This is a genomic window from Sphingobium amiense, assembly GCF_003967075.1.
Classification (GTDB): domain Bacteria; phylum Pseudomonadota; class Alphaproteobacteria; order Sphingomonadales; family Sphingomonadaceae; genus Sphingobium; species Sphingobium amiense.
This window is the reverse complement of the sequence record NZ_AP018666.1, coordinates 14057-33490: the sequence shown is the minus strand read 5'-3', so window position 1 is coordinate 33490 and position 19434 is coordinate 14057. Positions and strand designations below refer to the sequence as shown.

The 19434-nt window shown below is 64.0% G+C and carries 26 protein-coding genes and 2 pseudogenes; 6 read left to right on the top strand and 22 right to left on the bottom strand.

The window, feature by feature from the left end:
* Window positions 1-52 precede the first annotated feature (52 nt).
* Window positions 53-271: a hypothetical protein gene (locus SAMIE_RS21575; protein ID WP_030090596.1), complete on the top strand. Its 219-nt coding sequence runs from the start codon at window positions 53-55 to the stop codon at window positions 269-271.
* A gap of 113 nt (window positions 272-384) precedes the next feature.
* Here the strand turns inward: SAMIE_RS21575 and SAMIE_RS21570 are convergent, their stop codons facing one another.
* Entirely contained in the window at window positions 385-612 is a 228-nt protein-coding gene (locus SAMIE_RS21570; RefSeq protein ID WP_066703412.1) for a hypothetical protein, read from the bottom strand.
* A gap of 731 nt (window positions 613-1343) precedes the next feature.
* Between SAMIE_RS21570 and SAMIE_RS23525 the strand changes: the two genes are divergently transcribed.
* Window positions 1344-1508 carry a hypothetical protein gene (locus SAMIE_RS23525; RefSeq protein WP_157077779.1) on the top strand — a complete coding sequence of 55 codons (165 nt, stop codon included), beginning with the start codon at window positions 1344-1346 and terminating at the stop codon, window positions 1506-1508.
* Window positions 1509-1580: 72 nt separating this feature from the next.
* Here SAMIE_RS23525 and SAMIE_RS21565 read toward each other — a convergent pair whose 3' ends face one another.
* Window positions 1581-2159, bottom strand: a complete 579-nt coding sequence (locus SAMIE_RS21565) for a hypothetical protein (RefSeq protein ID WP_030090593.1) — start codon at window positions 2157-2159, stop codon at window positions 1581-1583.
* A gap of 211 nt (window positions 2160-2370) precedes the next feature.
* The gene (locus SAMIE_RS21560) at window positions 2371-3345 is read right to left on the bottom strand and encodes a DUF2493 domain-containing protein (protein ID WP_030090592.1); all 975 of its coding nucleotides are present in this window, start codon (window positions 3343-3345) and stop codon (window positions 2371-2373) included.
* Between the two features lie 512 nt (window positions 3346-3857).
* On the opposite strand from SAMIE_RS21560, the gene SAMIE_RS21555 reads away from it, so the two are divergent.
* Window positions 3858-4214 (top strand): hypothetical protein, encoded by a 357-nt coding sequence (locus SAMIE_RS21555; RefSeq protein ID WP_066703409.1) that lies wholly within the window; start codon window positions 3858-3860, stop codon window positions 4212-4214.
* 32 nt (window positions 4215-4246) lie between these two features.
* Here SAMIE_RS21555 and SAMIE_RS21550 read toward each other — a convergent pair whose 3' ends face one another.
* From SAMIE_RS21550 to SAMIE_RS21490, 13 genes and pseudogenes are all read right to left on the bottom strand, one after another.
* A complete protein-coding gene (locus SAMIE_RS21550; protein WP_062787869.1) occupies window positions 4247-4567 on the bottom strand; it encodes a single-stranded DNA-binding protein in 321 nt (106 codons plus the stop codon).
* A gap of 399 nt (window positions 4568-4966) precedes the next feature.
* The gene (locus SAMIE_RS21545) at window positions 4967-5158 is read right to left on the bottom strand and encodes a hypothetical protein (RefSeq protein ID WP_062787870.1); all 192 of its coding nucleotides are present in this window, start codon (window positions 5156-5158) and stop codon (window positions 4967-4969) included.
* A 65-nt stretch (window positions 5159-5223) separates the two neighbouring features.
* The gene (locus SAMIE_RS21540) at window positions 5224-5517 is read right to left on the bottom strand and encodes a hypothetical protein (RefSeq protein ID WP_255250192.1); all 294 of its coding nucleotides are present in this window, start codon (window positions 5515-5517) and stop codon (window positions 5224-5226) included.
* A gap of 147 nt (window positions 5518-5664) precedes the next feature.
* Window positions 5665-5925: a type II toxin-antitoxin system Phd/YefM family antitoxin gene (locus SAMIE_RS21535; RefSeq protein WP_037505398.1), complete on the bottom strand. Its 261-nt coding sequence runs from the start codon at window positions 5923-5925 to the stop codon at window positions 5665-5667.
* Between the two features lie 190 nt (window positions 5926-6115).
* The gene (locus SAMIE_RS21530; protein ID WP_062787872.1) at window positions 6116-6628 is read right to left on the bottom strand and encodes a DUF736 domain-containing protein; all 513 of its coding nucleotides are present in this window, start codon (window positions 6626-6628) and stop codon (window positions 6116-6118) included.
* A gap of 163 nt (window positions 6629-6791) precedes the next feature.
* Window positions 6792-7112, bottom strand: a complete 321-nt coding sequence (locus SAMIE_RS21525; RefSeq protein ID WP_030090587.1) for a DUF7673 family protein — start codon at window positions 7110-7112, stop codon at window positions 6792-6794.
* A 73-nt stretch (window positions 7113-7185) separates the two neighbouring features.
* A complete protein-coding gene (locus SAMIE_RS21520; RefSeq protein WP_062787874.1) occupies window positions 7186-7515 on the bottom strand; it encodes a hypothetical protein in 330 nt (109 codons plus the stop codon).
* Entirely contained in the window at window positions 7512-7706 is a 195-nt protein-coding gene (locus SAMIE_RS21515) for a hypothetical protein (protein ID WP_083216155.1), read from the bottom strand. Before SAMIE_RS21515 ends, SAMIE_RS21520 begins: the two co-directional genes overlap by 4 nt.
* A gap of 45 nt (window positions 7707-7751) precedes the next feature.
* Window positions 7752-8102 carry a DUF3768 domain-containing protein gene (locus SAMIE_RS21510; RefSeq protein WP_030090586.1) on the bottom strand — a complete coding sequence of 117 codons (351 nt, stop codon included), beginning with the start codon at window positions 8100-8102 and terminating at the stop codon, window positions 7752-7754.
* Window positions 8099-8701: pseudogene (locus SAMIE_RS21505) on the bottom strand (hypothetical protein); the annotation flags it as partial. The gene SAMIE_RS21510 and the pseudogene SAMIE_RS21505, both read right to left, overlap by 4 nt.
* 103 nt (window positions 8702-8804) lie before the next feature.
* Entirely contained in the window at window positions 8805-9269 is a 465-nt protein-coding gene (locus tag SAMIE_RS21500) for a hypothetical protein (RefSeq protein ID WP_048939391.1), read from the bottom strand.
* On the bottom strand, window positions 9253-11055 hold the full coding sequence (locus SAMIE_RS21495; RefSeq protein ID WP_048939390.1) for a site-specific integrase: 1803 nt from the start codon (window positions 11053-11055) through the stop codon (window positions 9253-9255). Before SAMIE_RS21495 ends, SAMIE_RS21500 begins: the two co-directional genes overlap by 17 nt.
* A gap of 4 nt (window positions 11056-11059) precedes the next feature.
* Window positions 11060-11863 (bottom strand): site-specific integrase, encoded by an 804-nt coding sequence (locus tag SAMIE_RS21490; protein ID WP_232037494.1) that lies wholly within the window; start codon window positions 11861-11863, stop codon window positions 11060-11062.
* Window positions 11864-12093: 230 nt separating this feature from the next.
* Here SAMIE_RS21490 and istA (SAMIE_RS21485) point away from each other — a divergent pair, with 230 nt between their 5' ends.
* Both istA (SAMIE_RS21485) and istB (SAMIE_RS21480) read left to right on the top strand, forming a co-directional pair.
* On the top strand, window positions 12094-13596 hold the full coding sequence (gene istA, locus SAMIE_RS21485) for an IS21 family transposase (RefSeq protein ID WP_011950689.1): 1503 nt from the start codon (window positions 12094-12096) through the stop codon (window positions 13594-13596).
* Complete coding sequence (gene istB, locus SAMIE_RS21480) at window positions 13593-14432, top strand: IS21-like element helper ATPase IstB (protein ID WP_126516958.1); 840 nt, start codon at window positions 13593-13595, stop codon at window positions 14430-14432. The genes istA (SAMIE_RS21485) and istB (SAMIE_RS21480) overlap by 4 nt, the downstream gene beginning before the upstream one ends.
* A gap of 78 nt (window positions 14433-14510) precedes the next feature.
* On the opposite strand, the gene istB (SAMIE_RS21475) is transcribed toward istB (SAMIE_RS21480), so the two are convergent.
* The 5 genes and pseudogenes from istB (SAMIE_RS21475) to SAMIE_RS21455 form a co-directional block, all read right to left on the bottom strand.
* Window positions 14511-15281: an IS21-like element helper ATPase IstB gene (istB, locus tag SAMIE_RS21475; RefSeq protein ID WP_066704332.1), complete on the bottom strand. Its 771-nt coding sequence runs from the start codon at window positions 15279-15281 to the stop codon at window positions 14511-14513.
* Complete coding sequence (gene istA / locus SAMIE_RS21470) at window positions 15271-16797, bottom strand: IS21 family transposase (protein WP_066704330.1); 1527 nt, start codon at window positions 16795-16797, stop codon at window positions 15271-15273. The genes istB (SAMIE_RS21475) and istA (SAMIE_RS21470) overlap by 11 nt, the downstream gene beginning before the upstream one ends.
* Window positions 16798-16903: 106 nt before the next feature.
* The gene (locus tag SAMIE_RS21465; protein WP_232037493.1) at window positions 16904-17263 is read right to left on the bottom strand and encodes a toll/interleukin-1 receptor domain-containing protein; all 360 of its coding nucleotides are present in this window, start codon (window positions 17261-17263) and stop codon (window positions 16904-16906) included.
* A 49-nt stretch (window positions 17264-17312) separates the two neighbouring features.
* Window positions 17313-17810: a TIR domain-containing protein gene (locus tag SAMIE_RS21460; protein ID WP_048939410.1), complete on the bottom strand. Its 498-nt coding sequence runs from the start codon at window positions 17808-17810 to the stop codon at window positions 17313-17315.
* Between the two features lie 239 nt (window positions 17811-18049).
* Window positions 18050-18418, bottom strand: a pseudogene (locus SAMIE_RS21455) (hypothetical protein); the annotation flags it as partial.
* Between the two features lie 104 nt (window positions 18419-18522).
* On the opposite strand from SAMIE_RS21455, the gene SAMIE_RS21450 reads away from it, so the two are divergent.
* A complete protein-coding gene (locus tag SAMIE_RS21450) occupies window positions 18523-18702 on the top strand; it encodes a hypothetical protein (protein ID WP_066704209.1) in 180 nt (59 codons plus the stop codon).
* 3 nt (window positions 18703-18705) lie between these two features.
* Here the strand turns inward: SAMIE_RS21450 and SAMIE_RS21445 are convergent, their stop codons facing one another.
* Window positions 18706-19350 carry a hypothetical protein gene (locus tag SAMIE_RS21445; RefSeq protein WP_048939593.1) on the bottom strand — a complete coding sequence of 215 codons (645 nt, stop codon included), beginning with the start codon at window positions 19348-19350 and terminating at the stop codon, window positions 18706-18708.
* Window positions 19351-19434: the final 84 nt, after the last annotated feature.

The window sequence follows — 19434 nt, the reverse complement described above, 5'->3', positions numbered from 1 at the left end:
AGCGCTATGTTCAGCCAGTTCATAGCCCGATTAGCCTTCACAAGAGGCACCTATGGCAAAGACACTGGAACAGGAGAGACAGGCTCTCGAAGAGGATCAGCGCCGGCTGGAAGAGCGGCGCAGGAAGCTCGAAGAGAAAGAGCGCGAGCAGGCGATCGCGACGATCGAGAAATCCGGACTGCTGAAGCTTGAACCTAAGCGGCTCGCCGATCTGACGGCCCGCATCAAGACACTGGGTTTCGAGGAAGTCGAAAAGCGGCTCAAGGCCTGAATCATCCCCCGCCGCGGCAACGCCGCGGCACGGTCATGGGGGGCTCGATGCCCCCCGTGACCGTTCCTCTCCCAGCAAAAAAAGGGGAGAGGCCGCAGCCCCTCCCCTATCGTTCAGAATTCGTCGATGATGCCGCCCGGCGCGGTGTAGACGATCCGGTCGATCATCGCCTGTCCGAGCGCGCCGTAGTCGCCCTCGTCAATGGCGAGGAACCCCAGCTCATCGTGCTCGACCACATGCTGGTCGAAGTAGCTGTGCATCGCGCGGCGCTCGGCATTGGCGACGGCGGCGAAGTAGGCGGCGTGCTGATCGGCGGCGGCGATGTTCGTGATCGTCTGCATGTTCGTCTCCTGTCGTCTTGAATGACAGGGGAATGGCGTCGGGCGGGCGGGACCGTGTCAGGCCTCGCCGGCTTGCCGGCGACCGCAAAGCGGCGGTGGGGGTCACGATTTTCTTCGGCGGCCACCGTCGTTCGAGATTGATGCGCAGCGCCCGATCCGCCGAAGAAAATGGTGGGGCCCCGCCGGGCTTGAGACGGTCTCGTCCGCCCGACAGAATGGGAAGACTGTGAGAGATTTTTCCTCTCGGGGAAGCGCCTCCGGCAAGGCGTAGCGGCGCGCGGACCGACGGGTCCGTGCGGCACGCGAGCGAGCCGGTGTCGTCACGATGAAACGCCGCCCCATCATGGCTTTTGCGAATTATGAGAACGGCGTGCACGGACCCTTCACCGATCTCGGCCAGCGGGCGGAGCGGATGGACAATCCACTGATCCGGGAGGGTGCTGGACAGGGCCGAAACGACTTCGCCTTGGTGTCACAGGAGGTCTGTGTTAGGCGCCGGATTGCGCTGCGAAGGCTGCGGCGCCGGGACTGGTAATCCCGTCGAGAAAGGCAGCTCGGTGTGATCTCACGCCGGGGTGCCTGCGCACATGTCCAGGTGCCTTGGCACTAAAAGCGTAGGCGCATGTCTCGACGTGTTACCAGCCCCGGCTCCCGCGCACGGCGCGGGAGCTCTCCGGGGAGGAGCGACGGCCCGGAAGCTCGCGAGGATGGACCGCGCTCGAGGTAGCGATATGGACCTCTCGGAGACGGACCCGACGGTAACACGGGCGCTTGCGCTGGCATTGATGCGGCAGGCCAAAGAGTATCTGGCGGCGACAAACGATGTCGATGCCGCCGACCAATTGCAGCGCGCGATCGATACCCTGCTGACACCGCGAACGCCGGTCGCGGCATAGGCTCGCAGCGGCATTGCGGGGCGCGCCGCGCGCGGCGACGCGCCCCTTCGCGACGTCTGGTCCGGGCGGAGGCTATGCCCATTCCAGACGGGAACTGTCGTCAAGATCTCCGGTCGCGATCAGGCGGTCGAGCCGGGACAGGTATGGGGCTGCACCCTGCGCTTCGACGCTGCGCCGGATCGCGGGATCAGCGAGGCGGGCACGGACATTGTCGACCGGGATTTCGCCGACGCTCTCCGGTCGCAGTCCAAGCCCTTCGAGCAGCGCGAACGCATTCTGATAGGCCAGATCGAGTTCGAGGCCGAGATCGGAGGTCAGCCCGACCGACAGGGTGATCGGGCCAGTGTCGCCCTCGCGATAGACGCTGACCCGGCGGCCGCGAAACTGGGCCTCATCCAGCACCGTGATGACATCGGTCTGATAGTCGAAGATGCGTGCGATGCTGGCGAGCGCCAGCGGGCAGACACGCGCCTCGAACCGATAGGAGAGATAGTCGTCCTCCGCGAAATCCGGATCCAGCAGGGTCATGTCGAGACGCTCGCCTTGGCCGCGCAGAAATTCCCGGAAGGCGGCGAGCTGGCGGGCGTTGATGACGGCGGTCTGGCGTTCCTGATGGTCGGCCGATGTGGTGATGCGAAACACAATGGACATCTCGTCCTCCCTTGCTGAACGCAGCACCCGTCCCTTCTCCCCTCTGGCCGCCTGGCGGGGCGAAGTCGGTGCGAATGGTGGCCATTGCGCGAGCGCGCCAGCGCTCAGTCCCCCGCGGCGCGAAGGGGCTCGATGCCCCTGAGCGCCGCATGTCCACGCAGAAAAAGATGGAGAGGCCCCGGCCGAAGCCGGAGCCCCTCCAAGCGAGCACTCACGCGCTGCGCTGGGTGCGCTGGTGCGCGAGGCGGACGATGTGCAGCGGCACCCCCGCCTGCCGCAGCTTCTGGGCGAGGTTCTGCTGGATGCCCGAGCCTTCGCAGATGACGGCTTCCACCGGCTTGAGACCGAGAATGCGGTCATTGCGGACGAAGGCGGCGCGGTTGCCCTGACTGCGATCGAGGCGGAACTGGATGACCTTGACGCCGCGCGATGCCGCCCATGCGTGCGCCACGGCATCGCAGCCCTTCGCTTGCGCGGTGGTCGCGAGGATCATCTCCGGGATGCGTGCCTTGATGCTGTCGAGACCGTTCCAGAGCAGGTCCACGTCCTCCCACACCTGACCACCGGAGAACGCCACGACCGGGCCTTCGGGGGCGAACTGCTCGCGGCGCTCCCGGGCTTTCGAGGCAAGATAGTCGCGGGCCTCGATCATCGATGCGGTAAGCGCGCTGGAAACCCGGCTTCCCCGCACCGGCGAGAAGGGCTTGCCGGTTTCGACCCGATAGACCTCGGCGGCATGGTCGCGCATGCATTCCATCGCCTCGCGGCAACCCTGGAGGGTCTGGCAGAGGAGCTGGGTGTCTTCGAGTTCGGTCGCGTAGATCTCGGACGGATCATAGCTGCGTGCGAGATCGCCGAGCTTCTTGGCGGCGTCATCCTCGCGGCCCTCGATACGCTTCGCCACGACATGGAAGCTGTTGGCGAAACCCCACGCCAGATCGGCCGCAAACGGCTCCATGCGGGTGTCGCGCAGCACGTCGAACATGGTCTGCATCATCATCTCGGTGGCGGCCCGCACCTGCTCGGGATCGGGCATGTCAAGTGCTTCGGGCGCTTCGACGATGCTGAGCTTGGCCATCTCGCTATGTTCGATGAACGCGCCCTCGTAGGTCTGGGTCAGTCCGTCATTTTCACGCGACGCGGCGACGAAGCTGGCAAGGTCGGCGAAATTGTTGAAAGAAGTCATAAAAGCCTCCGAACAAGTCGATCTCTCATCCGGGATTGGATGAAAGATGAAATCTCATCGGATGGGCCGACGGGGCTTTGTCAGGGACGCGGGGACAAGTCCCCGCGCCGCCTCGGCGGGGCGTGGGGGAACCGATTTTCTTGGGGCCAGAGCGCAGCGACGGTCCCGGGAAAATTGGGGGGACCGCGCATCCTTGAGAAAGCCCCCCAAGGCACATCACACTACGGCGATGAAGCTTGTCTGATACCGAGATGTTAGAGAGAGAATTGGATTTGCCCCGGCCGCGCGGCGGCCGGGTTAACAGCAAATCGCTCCATACTGTCCCAGGAGAAACCCCCTCCCCATCACCCCCGCAAGGTGATCGTAACCCGGCAGGGCGGAGACGCGGCAAGGCCGTGGCTCCGGGAGCCGCAGGCGAGTAGAGCGCCGGTCCCGGCCTGAGCCTGTCGAAGGGCCGGGATGCGCCAAATGATCGAGCACCGACGCCGCAGGCAATGTTGAAGGAATGAAGAGTGAAGGCCCAGATTCAGGCGAACTATGAGGAGCGTCTATCGCGATATGCTGCACTGTTGCATGGCAATGAGCCACCGGGGCTGGTGGCGAAACTCGCCGTCTATCAGCAGCTCCTGCGGCAACGTGATATTCATGGCGACCGCCTGTGGCAGATCGAGCCGATCCTCTATCCGCTGGCGGAGCAGGACGTGATCGCGCTGGTGAACAGCGTGATCAAGGTCGTCACCGATCAGGAGTGGAAGCTCCGGGATGGGGCGAGCTTCCATGTCGGCGAGTTCTACGCGATCGGCGTCGAGAACATGGTCCACAACCTCGAGACGGGGCGACGCGCGAACTTCCCGGGCCAGTTGAGCTGAAGGGCGGCGCCCGCAGGCGCCGCTCTACCGGGTCAGAAGAAGTCGATCTTGTCGGCGATGATCTCGCAGCCGTACCGGGTGACTCCGTCGCGATCCTCCCAACTCGAATAGTGCAGCCGGCCGGTGATGGCGACGACATCGCCCTTCTTGCGCGAGGCGCCGGCCTTGCCGAGGCCGTTGAAGCAGGTGACCTTGTGGAACTCTGTCTCTTTGGCGGTGTAGCCGGTGGCGTCGTCGACATAGGTCTTGCCGTCCCTGAGCTTCACGCGATCGGTCGCGACAATGAGGGTGGTGACGGCGCCGCGGGTCTCGGGGTCCTTGGCGACGCGGCCGGCGAGATTGACGTTGTTCATGGTAGTGCTCCTCGTTGGGTCCAGCGGCCTTCCCGCCGGTGACACCGAAGAGCGGCGTGCGGAGAGGGTCCGCACCGTAGCGTCAGCGGAGGGGAACCCCTGGAGGGAGTTGGCGCGGGCAGCCGCGAAGCGGCAACACGGGCGACCGGATGGGGTTGCGGGACGTCTTCGTCTCGCCGCAGGTGTCAGGAACAGGCGAAGGAAGGCTGCTGGCCGCGGCGGGGCTCTACCCGATGGACGATCGCGCGGCGCGCTGCTCTTGACCCCGGCGCCGGCGGCGGAGCGCCCTCAGGAGTTCGTGCTCAGCAATCGGTCACGGGCAAGCCCGTTCGGCGAGGCCCGCTAGACGCAGCGATCGGGATTGAGGGCAGAGCCTCGTATTGCTCGGCCTCGGCGGCCTCAGGCGCGAAATGGCAGACGGAGTTTCGCGCGGCGGGACCTTTCGCGCGCGGTATCATGCTCATCAGCCCATCGGTCGGCGGCGATCTCTTCGTCCGTAGGTCGCGCGCCCGCGAGATCGGCCCGCTGCTTGTCGCTCAAGGTCTCGGCCGTGCTCACCGCCCGATTGCCGTGCCGCTGGTTCGTTCCCATGTGTTCTCACTCCGAAGTCGCGATGATCCGCGCCGCGTGGCAAATGCGGGCGCGGCCGATACTGGTCAGGAGGTACGCTTGACCTGCGTGACCTTGCCGGCGTCGTAGGCGGCGAGCCAGCGGGTGCGGATGGTTTCGTAGAAGGCGGTTGGAAGCTGACCGTATGCAACCTCGCCCAATGGATCTCCGGGCACCGTCCGAAGATCGGGCCCGGGCCATTGAAAATAGTTGAGCTCCGTGAGGACGACCCACGAGCGATCATCATCGAGCCCGAGACGAACCTTCGTCGCGTGCGGAATTTCAACGGCAAGGCTCGTGTCGGACGGCGGCGTATGGGTCACTGGCAGGATGGTGACCATCTTGGCGCCTGCCTTATTTGTCGTCGCGAGCAGCACGGCGCAGGGACGGTCTTTGCTGCCTTCTTCGTGACCTGCCTTTGCTTCATGGCTCCAGAGATACGAGTAGCGAATTACTAGGCCGGGAACTGGATCGGGAATTTGCACTCGTCAGGACTCGACCTCGTGATCGAAGGCAGCGGCTTCTGCCGGCGCTCGCGCCGCTCGAACCCCCTCCACGATTTCCTCCGGCACGTCAGTCAACGTGAAGACCTCGCGATCGCGCCGCTTGAGCCGCTGATATTCGGCGGCCGACATCAACACGAGGCTATCGTGGCCATGATGCGTGATGGTAAGGGGCGCAACCAGCGCCTGGCGGCTGATGCGGCCGAAGGCCTTTGACGCCTCAACGGAACTGACAGTCTGGGGCATGGTGATTCTCCTGTCCGGAAAGTACGGAGTTTCCGGATAAATTTCAAGTCCTCTCTGTCGCGCGCGCGAGGACGATAGCTGAGGACACGGTCACAGGGAAACGAAGGCAGGGCCCGCTTGCCGTGAGGCAAACGAGCCCTGCGGGGTTGCCGCGCGCCGGAGGGACGCGCGCGGCAGGGAGAGAGGATCGTCAGTCGGCCATCTCGGGCGTGCGGCGACGGCGGCCATTGCCCTGCGCGGGCTCGCCGCCGAACGCGCCCTCGGCCGAGGATTCACCCAGGCCATCCGTACCGGCGAGGCCGTTCGGCTTGGCCGGCTCGTCCGCACCGGGCAGCGGCGGCAGGCTGTCGTCGGCCGGGGCGGTGTCGGTCGGCGCATCGCGGCGGCGGTTGGGACGCGACCAGACGATGTTGTACGAGCCGTCGTCCTGACGGAACGCCGAGATGTAGAGCGGCTTGTCGAGGCTGGGATCCTCGATCTTGCCGTTGAGGAACATTTCGCCGGTCGCATTGGACGCCAGCTCGAACAGTGAGCCGACCTGGACCCACTGGCGTGCCGCCGAGAGCGCGAGGATCTCGAACTTGGGCGCACGCGGATTGGCGGAATGGACGGTGCGAAGGGCGATGACGATCGCGACCGTGAGCGTCGAGATTTTGCCGGTGTAGGTGCCGCTGGCGTTCTGGGTGATGGTGCCGATGTTCATGGGAAGTCTCCTGAGAAAGTGCGCTCGAACCCCTTGTCCGAACACCTTCTCTCACCCGCTCCTCTCCTCGGCCGTTCGGCCGAGTAAGGCGCGCCAGCGCCGCTCCGACGCGCCACTTCGGCGCCGTCGGGTACTTCAGGGCCTCGCAATCACGCGATGCGTGTCAAGTCTGGGGAGCGCTTGCCGATGGCCGCCACAGGGCAATGACATCCTGCATCTCTTCGGCGAAACCGAGACCGTCGATATAGACGGCGCCGCGGTCGTTCTGGCCGAGAAAGCCGATCACGCTCGTGATGTCGTTTGCCACGTCGATGTCGAGGCCGAACATGTCGGCGATCTCGAAATGACCAAGCTCCGGGCCATTCCACCAGGCCATCAGAAAGTTCGCGACGCGGCGCGCCTGCCCGGTGTCGCCCATGGCGAGCGGGATAAGCCGTGTCAGCGCCGCACGGGCGGAATCATAATCTGTCGGTACGGACGTCATCGGTTTTCTCCGCGCGCAGAGGGTATCGAGGCGACACCCGGGCGCAAGCGTTTCTGCCTCGAACGGCCCGATCCTAATGAATCGAGCCGAACAGCCGCCGCTTGACCTCGGCCTGGTGCCGGCCATCCTTCTCGCCGATCGTCGCGGTCATGTCGGCGAGGAGCTGTTCGGCAAGCCTCGGCGGGATTTCCGCATAGGGCGTGATAACGGCGATCGCGGCCTCGGGCGTGGGAAGCTCGCCCGGTTCCGTGCCCCGCCAGATCAGCGCTTCCCCTTCATCGGGCTCATCATCGGTGCGAAAGCACACCTGAGCATAATAGGTCTGGAGCGGTCGGTCCCAGCCTACCGCCGCGCAGATGACGTCGGGATGGCCGGCCTTGGGCGGGAGAATGTGCCTGCTCATGCGTGTGTCCTCCGCATTCTGTGCGCGACGTGCCGCGCGGCGCCTTCGGCGCTGTTGATGGCCTGACCTGCTGCCGATGCCGCGCGGCGCGCGCCCGCCCTGCGCAGCAGGTTACGGGCTTCGCGCAGGCGTTCAACGGCAATCGCAATGGCTTGTCCGTCCTCGGACGTCGCGGGTGTGATGCGGCGCAAGATTACCTCCATTTTGGTTGGAAATTGGCGAGGCGACTGATCGGCTCAATCGTCGCAGGGGAGCATGATCGTCAGGACACGGACGGTCACCGCGGCGTCGGCAGGATCTTCCGAGCCCCATTCGAGCGAGGGATCGTAATAATCGATGCGAAAGCAGACGATGTGACCCTCGAGCTCGAACTGCCCGTAGTTGCGTTCCGGGCCGTCATCAGGCTTGAATTCGTAGCGCCGGACGGCCGCGAGTACCGCGGCCTGGGCGACGGCTTCGCTGACGATGCGGTCGCCGCCTGCCAATGTGGCGAGACAGGTCGCCGTCATCACGATCCGCGCGTTTCGATCGAGGCCGAGCCGCACGCGGTCATTGAGCTCGGCGATCCGGGATATGGTGCTGGTCATGCTGCCTCCATCAAGCCGGCGTTGAAACTCGCGATCCATTCTTCCATCGTCGGCCGCTCGGCGATCGGCACGATGCTGGCGGCGTCCTGGAAACGGATGAGATCGGTCGGCGCATCGCGACGGATCGCGTCGATCTCGGCCTCGGGGAGCAGCCGCTCGGCGCGGATGAAATCGGTGATCCTGCCGGGCCGGGTCCTGGTCGATCGGCGCCACAATCCCTCGACGGTGCGCAGGCGCGGTTCGGCGCGGGCCTCAATCAGGACAATCAAGCGAAGGCACCACGCCGGCAGGGCGCGTACTTCATCGGGCCGGATGGCGCCGCAGAAGAAGCAGCTCGACTTGGGCGGCACCGGGAGACCGGCGGCCTCGATCCGGGCGATGCAGCGATCGCGCGTCCAGTTCCATTCGCGCAGCGGATAGCGGCACTGGAACAGCGGATCGTCCAGCCCGGCAGCATGGGCATGACGCCGGGAATCGGAGGGCGACGTGTCGTAGCCGATCAGCCGCTCGACCTTCTGCCCATTCGCCCATGCGGCGCGAGCCGGTGCCCATTGCTTCAGGAAAGCGTCTTGCGGCGCCACCTTCCATTTGAGCGAGCATTAGGTCTGCATCGACCTGTCGTATTGGCTGCGCAAAGCCCGCATTTCCGACATCCCCAGTCCTCCTCCCCTTCCAAGACGCCCGATTAGGGCGTGACCGCCTTCAGGCAGTGGAGGGATCGGGCGCTTCGGCGTTGATGCGGATAGGGACGGGCAGGCGTATCCGATCGAGTTCCTGCACGAGTTGCGCGTTGCGGCGTTCAAGGCGCTCCGCGCGCTGTTCGGCCTCGAGGGCGCGCTTCAGCAGGCTGGCATTATGTGTTGCGAGGGCGATGTTCTTGGCTTCCACGTGCCGAAGAGCAGAGCGTGTGCGATCGGCATCGCCGGCGGCCATTTCAGTGGCGCCCTCACGTTGCGATTGAAGCTCGCGCAGGGCGTCAAGAACGTCGGCATGGTGCGTATAGATGATGTTGCGGCCGACCCCGGCTGCTCGTGCAAGAGCGGCGACCGTTGGCGCGGCGGACGGGTCTTTGGCAAGGACGCCAAGGGCTTCGCGCAGACGTGCATTGGTGTTCGCCCGGCGACGGGCCTGCGGGGTGGATAGGTCAGATTCAGACGTCACCGGCATTTCCTTCGTCGAGCTGGTCGAGGATACGGCGAGATTCCTGGATGCGGGCTTCGGCAAGTGCTCGGCTCTCGCGATCGAGGTCATCGCGCTGGATCAATGCGGTGTTTCGTTCAAGCCGCGCTTCCCAGACCGGCCTATGCCGGTCGGTCACGGCGAAGTTGGCGCAAGTCGAGCAGGTGCTTTGTGTGCGAAGCACCGGGTTCGGCTCGCGCTCGCCGCCGAGGCAAGCGGAGGTCTCCCGGCGGTAGAGGCAGTAGCCCCAGTCGCATACGCCGAGGCGCATATCCGTGCCGGCGAGGATCTCGGTGATATATCCATCGACGTCGCTCGATAGCGTGCGCCCGCGGAACGGCGATCGCTCGGAGAGCATGACGCCCGCCTTCCCGGCGACGTTCGGCGCCAGGAGCAGGTCTTCCAGCGCCTTGCGGGTTTCTTCGGCGGCTTGGTCGTCGATCAGCTGGGCAAGCTCGAAGTCGGTGCCCACATAGGCCCGGTCGGTCATCGCGCGGTGGACATGGCCGAGATGGCGTTGCAGCGCCGTCAGGCCGGTGCGGTCGCGCCGCCCGATGAACCGTGAGAACGTCTTGCGACCCTGATAGGTGGTCAGGTGCCAGGTTCCGCCTTGGTGTTCCGGCAAGGCAAGGAACGGCGCAAGTCGTTCGTTCAAGCGGATATTGACCATGGGTGATCGCAGTCGAGCGACGGGCATCATCGTCGGAAGCGGCGAGCGTCCCCGGCCGAGCTGGTGGAGCCAGAGGTTCCTCTTCCCGCTAAGTTCGCGAAGCGGAGCGGAGAGACGTTCGAGGATGTGGATCGCCCGCTGGACCGGCTCGGGCGCGAGCCAGCGATGGACGTCCCCATGTTCCGTCAGCGACGTCTTCGTGATCGTGCCGACCAGATAGACGTGTTCCTCGCCGTCTCCGTCGGCCGCGCGCCGTTCGAGGCAACCCTCCTCAAGCCTGAGTATTTCGGAGGCTCTCGCGCCAACGAGATAGGCGATGACGACGAAGCAGGCGTCGCCAAGGCGATCGAGCATGAACGTCAGGCGGCGCAGCGGCCATTCCGGATTCGGATACAGATCCGCGTGGGGGCATGGCTCAGCCAACATGGCGCGTCTGATATGCCAGTGGAGCCTTCGCCCCTGATGCTGTTGTCGAAACTTCTCATACAGATCTTCGAGGCGATCGCGCAGCGCGAGTATCTGGTCCGCTGGGTCACCGAGCAGTTCCATAGCGCCGCTGATGAGAGGCACGGCGATCTCGTCGGGCGTATAGGGATGGCCGCCATAAGGTTTCCAGTGCCGCTTCCCAACCGAACCGGCGCGAGGCGGCGCCATCAGCGGCGCGTCGTCCAGCTTGTCGCGCTGCATGTGGAACGTGCGGATCGTGCCGAGATAGCCTTCGGCGGTGCTGAGGGAGAGCCGTGAAGCGTTCCTGCCGGGACGGGCGCGCAACATGGCCACGAACCGGTCGACGGCGTCTTGATCGAGATCCTTGAAGCATCGGACGTTCTCGGCTGCCATCCATCGAACGAGGAAGCGGATGTGGCTGAAGTGACCATCGACCGTTTCCTTGCGAAGTGGCATCCGCCCTTCGGGCGGATCGGCCCGCAGCGAGAACAGGAACAGTTCGGCGGCGTGCCGGAGCGGCGTCCACTGATCGTCCGTGAACCGGCTCCCGTCCGGCATTTCGAAGCCCCAGTTGAACGTCGTGGCGGCGGGGACGCCTTCGTTTCCGAGCAATGGCGCCGGAAGTTGGGTAGGCGTGGATGTCGGGACGGAGGCCATGAGGCTATTCCAGGTCCGGCAGCGGCGGCAAGGCGGGTATGTGCCGTTCCGCGTCCGGCATCATTTCGGGCGGGAACGCCGGCAGCAGGTCTTGTGTCAGCGCCCGAAGGCTGGGGGCATAGAAGAGGCTGAACCGGATCGGGTCGATGCGTTCCCGCGCCGCTTCAAGATGCATGGTGGCCTGGACAATGCGCGCCAGATGACCCGGGTCGATCGGGACGATTAGGCCTGGACAGGCAAGGCAGCCTCCCAGTTTCGGGCACACGCGGCCAGGCTGTGCCTGCCCGCCGTCGACCGGTCGAAGGCAGTCGTGGCCGAACAGCGCCGTCACCCGCGCGCTGGTATCCGGCCCTTGATGTTGCGAGTCATGGGCGGGCGTCTCGCCGGTGACCCATGTGATCATCAGCGACTGGAGCCGAGCGATCGTATCGCGTTCGAGGCGGCGGACGGCCTCGCCATCGACATAGATGTCGGTGGTGGCGACATTCGCATGATTGAGGACCGCCTTGGCCGCCATGATATCGCCCTGCGACGCTGTGTAGTGGGCGCTTGCCATGCTGCTGCGGAACAGCTTGGGCGAGAAGTCGGGAAGCAAGGAACGGGACTTGCCCGGATGCGCATCGTTCCAGGAGGCGATCGCGCCATTATGCCGTTCGTAGAAGCGCAACATTGCCGATCGCAACGTGGCCTGCACGATATGACCGGCGTGATGCTCGCGCTCGAGGCGTCCTGTCGTCATGAGGAAGCGGTGGAGGAACAGCCGGTCGCGTTTGGACGGCTCCACATGCGGTAATAGGGGCGCCGTCATCGCAAGGAGCTTTTCGATCAGGCGCGGCTGCGCGGCGACTGACAGGATGCGAGCGTAGCGACAATCAAGATGAGAATCGGTTGTTGGGGTGTCGGTGAAGGGCGGAGGGCGTAGCCCGAAGCCCGTAGCCGAGACCCCAACAACCGATGGCCCTTTAATGGAGGAGCCGCAGATCGTCGGGGCCGACCCAATATTCATTGGCATATCCAGATTGGAGGGAGATGCCGTGAGTGCCGGGTTGCCAAGTCAACGATCATCAAATGAGGCTTTTCATGAAATTGCGACAGACCAACCCGGTCCCGGTGGCTGCGGCGAAGGCCGGGTTCAGCACCGCGACGGGCTACCGGATCGCGAGCGATCCGGTGCTTCCTTCACACCGTAAAGCGCCCCGCGGCCGACGGCGACCTGATCCGTTGGAATCGATCTTCGAGAGCGAGATCGTACCAATGCTGAAGGCGGCACCTGGCTTGCGGGCGGTGGCGATCTTCGAGGAGATGCGCCGTCGCCATCCCGATCTCGATTTTGGGGTTCGCCGCACGATGGAGCGTCGTATCCGTGCCTGGCGGGCCGTTCATGGCCCGGAACAGGAAGTGATCTTCCGCCAGACTCATGAGCCGGGGCGAATGGGCCTTTCGGACTTCACCGACATGAGGAGCCTCAAAGTCACGATCGCGGGTGCGCCCCTCGATCACCTGCTTTACCACTTCCGCCTGGTGTGGTCAGGCTTCGAACATGCCCATGTCATCCTGGGCGGCGAGAGCTATGTCGCATTGGCTGAGGGGCTGCAGAACGCGCTTTGGATGCTGGGCGGCGCGCCGGGCGAACACCGCAGCGACAGTCTGTCGGCCGCGTTTCGCAACCTTGATGCCGATGCCCGTGCGGACTTGACCACACGCTACGACGCCTTGTGCGAACATTATGGCATGACGCCGACCCGCAACAACCGCGGCATCGCACATGAGAATGGCAGCGTCGAAAGCTCCCACGGCCATCTCAAGGCGGCGGTGGAGGATGCGCTGGCGATGCGTGGATCGACCGACTTCGAGGACCTCGCGGCCTATCGCAGGTTCATCGACGAGATCGTTGCCCGAAAGAACCGGCGCAGTGCCGCCCGCATCGACACCGAAAGGGCAACGCTCAAACCGCTACCTGATCGTCGCACCAGCGACTACGAGGAACATATCCTTCCCGTCACCTCGTCCAGCACCTTCGTTCTGCGCAAGGTGTTCTACACGGTGCCGTCACGGTTGATCGGGCATCGACTGCGTGTGCGCCTCTACGATGATCGGCTCGATCTGTTCCTGGGCGGCAGTTATCTCATGACCCGGCCACGCGGTCGCCCGAAAAGCGCTACCGAACATGGCTATGTGGTGGATTACCGTCACGTGATCCATAGCCTCAGGCGTAAGCCGATGGCCCTGCTGCAGCTGACCTATCGCGACCAGTTGTTCCCGCGCGAGGCGTACAGGCTCATGTTCGAACGGCTGCTCGAAGCCATGTCCGAGCGTGACGCTTGCCGTAAGATGGTCGAGTTGCTGTCCATGGCCCATGAACGGGCCTGCGAGGCCGAGCTTGCCGATCTTCTCGCCCAGGACCTTGACGAAGGCCGGCTGCCTGACATCGCCGCGTTGCGAACGCGCTTCTCGCCCGATCCGGCCGCGCTGCCCGAGGTGGTGGTCGAGCTTGGCCCCCTGACCGACTACGATGCCCTGCTGCTGGGAGAGGCCGCATGACCAAGGCCCATAACGTCGATGCCCAGCGCCTGAGCTTCATCCTCAACGAGTTGAGGCTTCCTGCCATCAAGGTGATCTGGCCCGAGTTTACCGAACGTGCCGACAAGGAGGGCTGGCCCGCCACCCGACTGCTCGCTGCACTTACCGAGCATGAAATGGCCGAACGTGACCGGCGTAGGATCGAACGTCATCTGAGCGACGCACGATTACCACCGGGCAAAACGCTCGACAGCTTCGCCTTCGACGCCGTGCCGATGGTCTCGCGGGCGCAGGTCACGGCCATGACCTCGGGCGACGGATGGCTGGAAAAGGGCGCCAATCTCATCCTGTTCGGCCCGCCGGGCGGAGGAAAGAGCCACTTGGCGGCAGCCATCGGCCTGCAACTTGTCCAGAATGGTTGGCGCGTGCTGTTCACCCGCACGTCCGAGCTGGTCCAGAAGCTTCAGCTCGCGCGCCGCGAACTGGCGCTCGAATCCGCCATCGCCAAGCTCGACAAATACCACCTGCTCATCCTGGACGACCTCGCCTATGTCGCCAAGGATCAGGCTGAAACCTCCGTGCTCTTCGAGTTGATCAGCGCACGCTATGAGCGCCGATCCATGCTCATCACGGCCAACCAGCCCTTCGGCGAATGGAACCGGGTCTTCCCGGATCCCGCCATGACGCTCGCGGCCGTCGACCGTCTCGTTCATCACGCCACCATCTTCGAGATGAATGTCGAGAGCTATCGTCGCAGGGCCGCCCTCCAGCGACAGACAGGGGCTGGAAGGACCCCAAAATACGCGACAATCAAATCCATCGAGAAAATGTCGATCAGCGATGTTGATTTCCACTGAGAGTTGACCCGGGATTTTCATCGAGAAGTGACCCGGTTGGAAGGTATGTCCCGCTATGCGGGTGGTGGGTCAAGCGGGTTATTTTTCCTTTCGTGATTTGGGGTCCGCGGCGCTGGCCCTGAACCGAAAGCTGTCATTGCCGGTCTCGAGGATGTGACAGTGGTGGGTGAGCCGGTCCAGCAGAGCCGTTGTCATCTTGGCATCACCGAACACGCCAGCCCATTCGCTGAAGCTGAGGTTGGTGGTGATGACGACGCTGGTGCGCTCGTAAAGCTTGCTCAGCAGGTGGAACAGCAGCGCGCCGCCTGACGGGCTGAACGGCAAGTATCCGAGCTCGTCGAGGATGACGAGGTCGAGGCGCAGGAGCCGTTCGGACAGTTGGCCTGCCTTGTTCATGGCCTTTTCCTGTTCCAGCGCGTTGACCAGGTCGACGGTGGCGAAGAAGCGGACCTTCTTGCGGTGATGCTCGACCGCCTGGACGCCAAGTGCGGTGGCGACGTGCGTCTTGCCGGTGCCGGGGCCACCGATCAGGACGACGTTATGGGCGCCATCGATAAACTCGCCGCGATGCAACTGGCGGACCATGGCTTCGTTGACCTCGCTGGAAGCGAAGTCGAAGCCGGCCAGGTCCTTGTAGGCCGGGAACCGGGCCGCCTTGATCTGGTAGGCGATGGACCGAACCTCGCGCTCGGCCATCTCGGCCTTGAGCAACTGGGAGAGGATGGGGATGGCCGCATCGAAGGCGGGTGCCCCCTGCTCGATGAGGTCAGCGACGGCCTGGGCCATGCCGTACATCTTGAGGGAGCGCAGCATGACCATGACGGCGGCGCTGGCGGGATCATGACGCATGACGCAGATCCTTCCCGCGCAGCGTATCATAGCGCGCGACATTGGCCTTCGGCTCCCGGCGCAGGCTCAACGCCTGTGGGGTATCGATGGCGGCGATGCTGGTTGGCTTGCCGTCGAGCAGCCGGTGGAGGATGTTGAGGATATGGGTCTTGGTCGGCACGCCAGCTTCCAGCGCCAGTTCGACGGAACAGAGCACCGCCTGCTCATCATGTTGCAGGACCAGCGCGAGGATCTCCACCATCTCCCGGTCACCGCCGGGGCGCTTGAGCAGGAAGCCCTGCAACTGCCGGAAGGCCTCGGGCATCTCGGCAAAGGGCGCGCCGTTGCGCAGGGCGCCAGGCTTGCGCTGGATCACCGCCAGGTAATGCCGCCAGTCATAGATGGTCCGCCCTGGCTGGTCATGGGACCGCTCGATGATCCGGCCATGCTCGCACAGGACCTGGCCCTCGGCGGCGATGACGAGCCGGTCAGGGTAGACCCGCAGGCTCACCGGCCGGTTGGCGAAAGAGGCTGGCACGCTGTAGCGATTGCGCTCGAAGGAGACCAGGCAGGTCGGCGATACCCGCTTGGTGTGCTCGACGAAGCCATCGAAGGGCCGGCCCAGCGGCATCAGACTGGCGACCTCTTCGGCATGCACATCGGCGATGGTGCCGGGCAGGACGCCATGCTGGATCTGACCCCATTGCGCGATGCACTGCTCCTCGAGCCAGACGTTGAGCGCATCGATGTCGGGGAAGCTGGGCATGGGTTGCCACAGCCGGCGCCGTGCATCCTGCACGTTCTTCTCGACCTGTCCCTTCTCCCAACCGGAAGCCGGGTTACAGAACTCGGGCTCGAACAGGTAATGACTGGCCATCGCGGCAAAGCGCGCGTTGACCTGCCGAGCCTTGCCCGTGCCGATCCGATCAACCGCGGTCTTCATGTTGTCGAAAATCCCGCGCTGCGGCACGCCGCCCAGCACCCGGAAGGCCTGGGTCAGAGCGTCGAACAGCATCTCGTGAGTCTGGAGCAGATAAGCTCGGACGGTGAAGGCGCGGCTGTGTGACAGCTTGGTGTGCGCCACCTGCAGCTTGGTCTGCTTGCCGCCCAGCAAGGCCCAGTCCTCGCTCCAGTCGAACTGGAACGCCTCGCCCGGCGCAAAGACCAGCGGCACGAACGTGCCGCGACCACTGGTCTGCTGCTCGCGCTGACGATCGGCCTTCCAGGTCCGCACGAAGGCCGCAACGCGCCCGTATGAGCCGTTATAGCCCAGGACCACGAGATCGGCGTGCATCTGCTTCGCCGTGCGCCGCTGCTTGCGCGACTTGCCAGCCTCGATCCGCAGCCAGCCTGACAGCTTCTCCGCATACGGGTCCAGCTTGCTCGGCCGCTCGGGAACCTTGAACTGCGGCTCTACCGTGTCCGCCCGCAGGTACTTGCGGATCGTGTTGCGCGACAAACCAGTGCGCCGCTCGATCTCCCGGATCGGAACCTGCTGCCGGAAATGCCAGCGCCGGATTACACTCAATAACGCCATGTCGATCACTCCTGAATCCTCCGACCAATCAGCCAGAGGGAAGTCAAAACATGGGTCACTTCTCAGTGGAAACTTATGCCCCTCCCGGGTCAACTCTCAGTGGAAATCAACACCCATCCGCGACGCCCAACTCCCAGGGCACCCAACGACTGTCCTTGCTGTTCTTGCTTGCAAGAAGGACAAAGCGCTTGGTCTGACGAATACGGCTCTTTAACAGCCCTGCCGTTTCCTCCGTCGTGTATGGGGGCATTTCCGGGTCGATTTCATCGACATAAACCTTGGCGCCGTGCCCTTCTAATACACGAATGGCGCCAACGACGAGATCATCGTCCTTGCTTGAGTGCGAAAGAAATGTAGCACCCGACAGCGCCCGAGAAGAAGCAGATTTCCTGAGGTTTACCTGCTCGTTGATGTTCAATTTGCCAGCGAAATTACGAAGCTCGGATTTGGTAATATATTCTATCATTCTTGCCGCCCGCTCTTAATTCCGCGCAAAATCTCCGATTCTCTGCACTTCAGTTATTTGCTCGGATCGCAATGGCCTCTTCAATCCAAGTCTCGATCCCATTCTTAATCGAGTCATAGGCGGCTTTGCTATCTGCTCCGGAAGGAGAGACGAGCTTCACTATGGACGAAAGCTTCTTCCCTGTATTGGCGTAGCCTATTTCATCAAATGGATTGCTGCCTGCCACGCACGAGTTCCCATCGTGACCAAGAAGTTTGTTTATCCGGATACCCACCACGCCTTTGCCTGCGTCCCAACCTTTGACGATCTCGCGGATCACCCATGGCCGGTTCGCTGTTTCCGAACCGACGAGCACCACCACGCAACTCTTGCCGTACATGTTGTCATCGATCCATTTTTCGATGGAGGCTTTGCCCTTCCGCTTGACCTCCTCCCAAGCATTCGCAGTGCAAAGAGTCTGCCCTTCGAGGGCTCCGATGTTACGCACCTGCTGAGTACGCCAAAAATCGTTCGCGAAGTGAAAACTGAAGAAAACGCGCCGCGCCATAAGGCCCCCTTTTGTTCTCCGACCTTCTACAGAGGCGGCCATCGTTCCGCTAGAGAAATCGATTCGGAAACGAATGGCTTGAATAACAAGCGCGGCATTTTTGTGCGGCGCCTCATGCGACGCTTAAGCGTCGCTGCGCGACGCGAGGGACGGGCCGACCACCGCCAGCTCTTTGGGTTAGCGCGGCAGTCGGCCCGTCCCTCATCGCGCGCAAAGGAGACAGTTTCAATGGGTAGACCTAACGAGCAGCTGTGACGGCCCAGGCTAATGCTCGGCAGCGTCGCGTTCGCCAGCAGGTTGGTGAGGATCGTCGCATAGGGCGGATAGTGCTTGAAGCGCTTGGGCCGGTAAGCAACCACTTCATAGGGAATGCCCCGGGCCGCCATCCAGGCGGCCATCATCGCCTGATATTCATAGGTATCGGGCTTTTCGGCCCCAGGGTCAGCGGTGAGGACGAGATCGGGCGTTTCGCCGCGCGCGTGAAGCTCGATGAGAAGCGCGGTGGAATCGACCCCGATGCCATAGGCGAGGATGATGGGCGCCTGCGGATCGAGGGCGATCCTGTCGGGCACGCGGCAAGGTGCCGCGTCATTAGGCAAGCGGTGCATGAGGTCTCCTTTCAGGGAGTCTGCCCGCAGGCGGGCGCTACGGACAAAAATGTGGACAGCCGCCCCGCGCGCGCGCAGCATCGCGCCGCGGGGGGAAACGAAAGATGCCGCTCAGGGCGCATATGATCGTCTACGCAGCGCCGCCCCATGACGCGGTGCGCACCGTTCAGTGCCAATGCGGATGGAAAGCGACGGCCGAACCCGACAGTCCCGCTGACTATCGCGCCACCATGGCGCGCTTGCTGGCCCGGTGGCTGGGCCATGTCGAGCCGCCGCCGGCCTGAGGGTCAGGCGAACAGCCGGCCGTCCGATCGGGTGGCGGGTGCCAGATTGAGATCCCGGCAGATCTTCCGGGCGAAGCGATCGGGCGCCATGAGGTCGCGGATCGAGGCATAATGGTTGCGCTCGCCGATATGGTCCTTTCGGCCGTGGACGCGCCGGTAGAGGATCTCGCGGTCCGGTCCCATGAGGCCCAGGCTGAGCTGGACCCAGATGTCCTCGCCGTGGAGCGTGATTTCGCCGGAGACGGCAACGCCGCCCTTGTTGGACCGGACATCGAAGCTGCCCTCGGCCAGATCCAGGGCCTCGGCGAGCCGCCGCATCGCGATCCGTCCCTCGCTGTGGAAGAGGCGCTTGGCGGGCTCGTCATAGGCAACGCCGCGATAGGCGAGCGTCTTGAGCACAGGATGCCGCCGGATCTCAGCGATCGCGTCCAGGCATTCGCGGCGCAGCAGGGTGCTGGGCGGCCGGGCTTCGCACACTTGCGACAGGTGACGGATAAGGAGGATGACCGCAGGGTCGATCTCGGCGTCCTTGCCAGCGTTGCGGCAGTCGGTGATCGCGGCGCCGATCGCGTGCAATGTGGTGGTGACACTCGAGAGCGCGCTCGGGTCGAGGGCCTGCTGGTGGCGAAACGCAACATCGTAGCTCATGGGGAAAGTCTCCGAGGGGCCAAGCGATCCACGTCGCTCGTCCTCTCGGCCCCCCTCCCCTTTTTCCGGCGCCTGGCGCTGGGA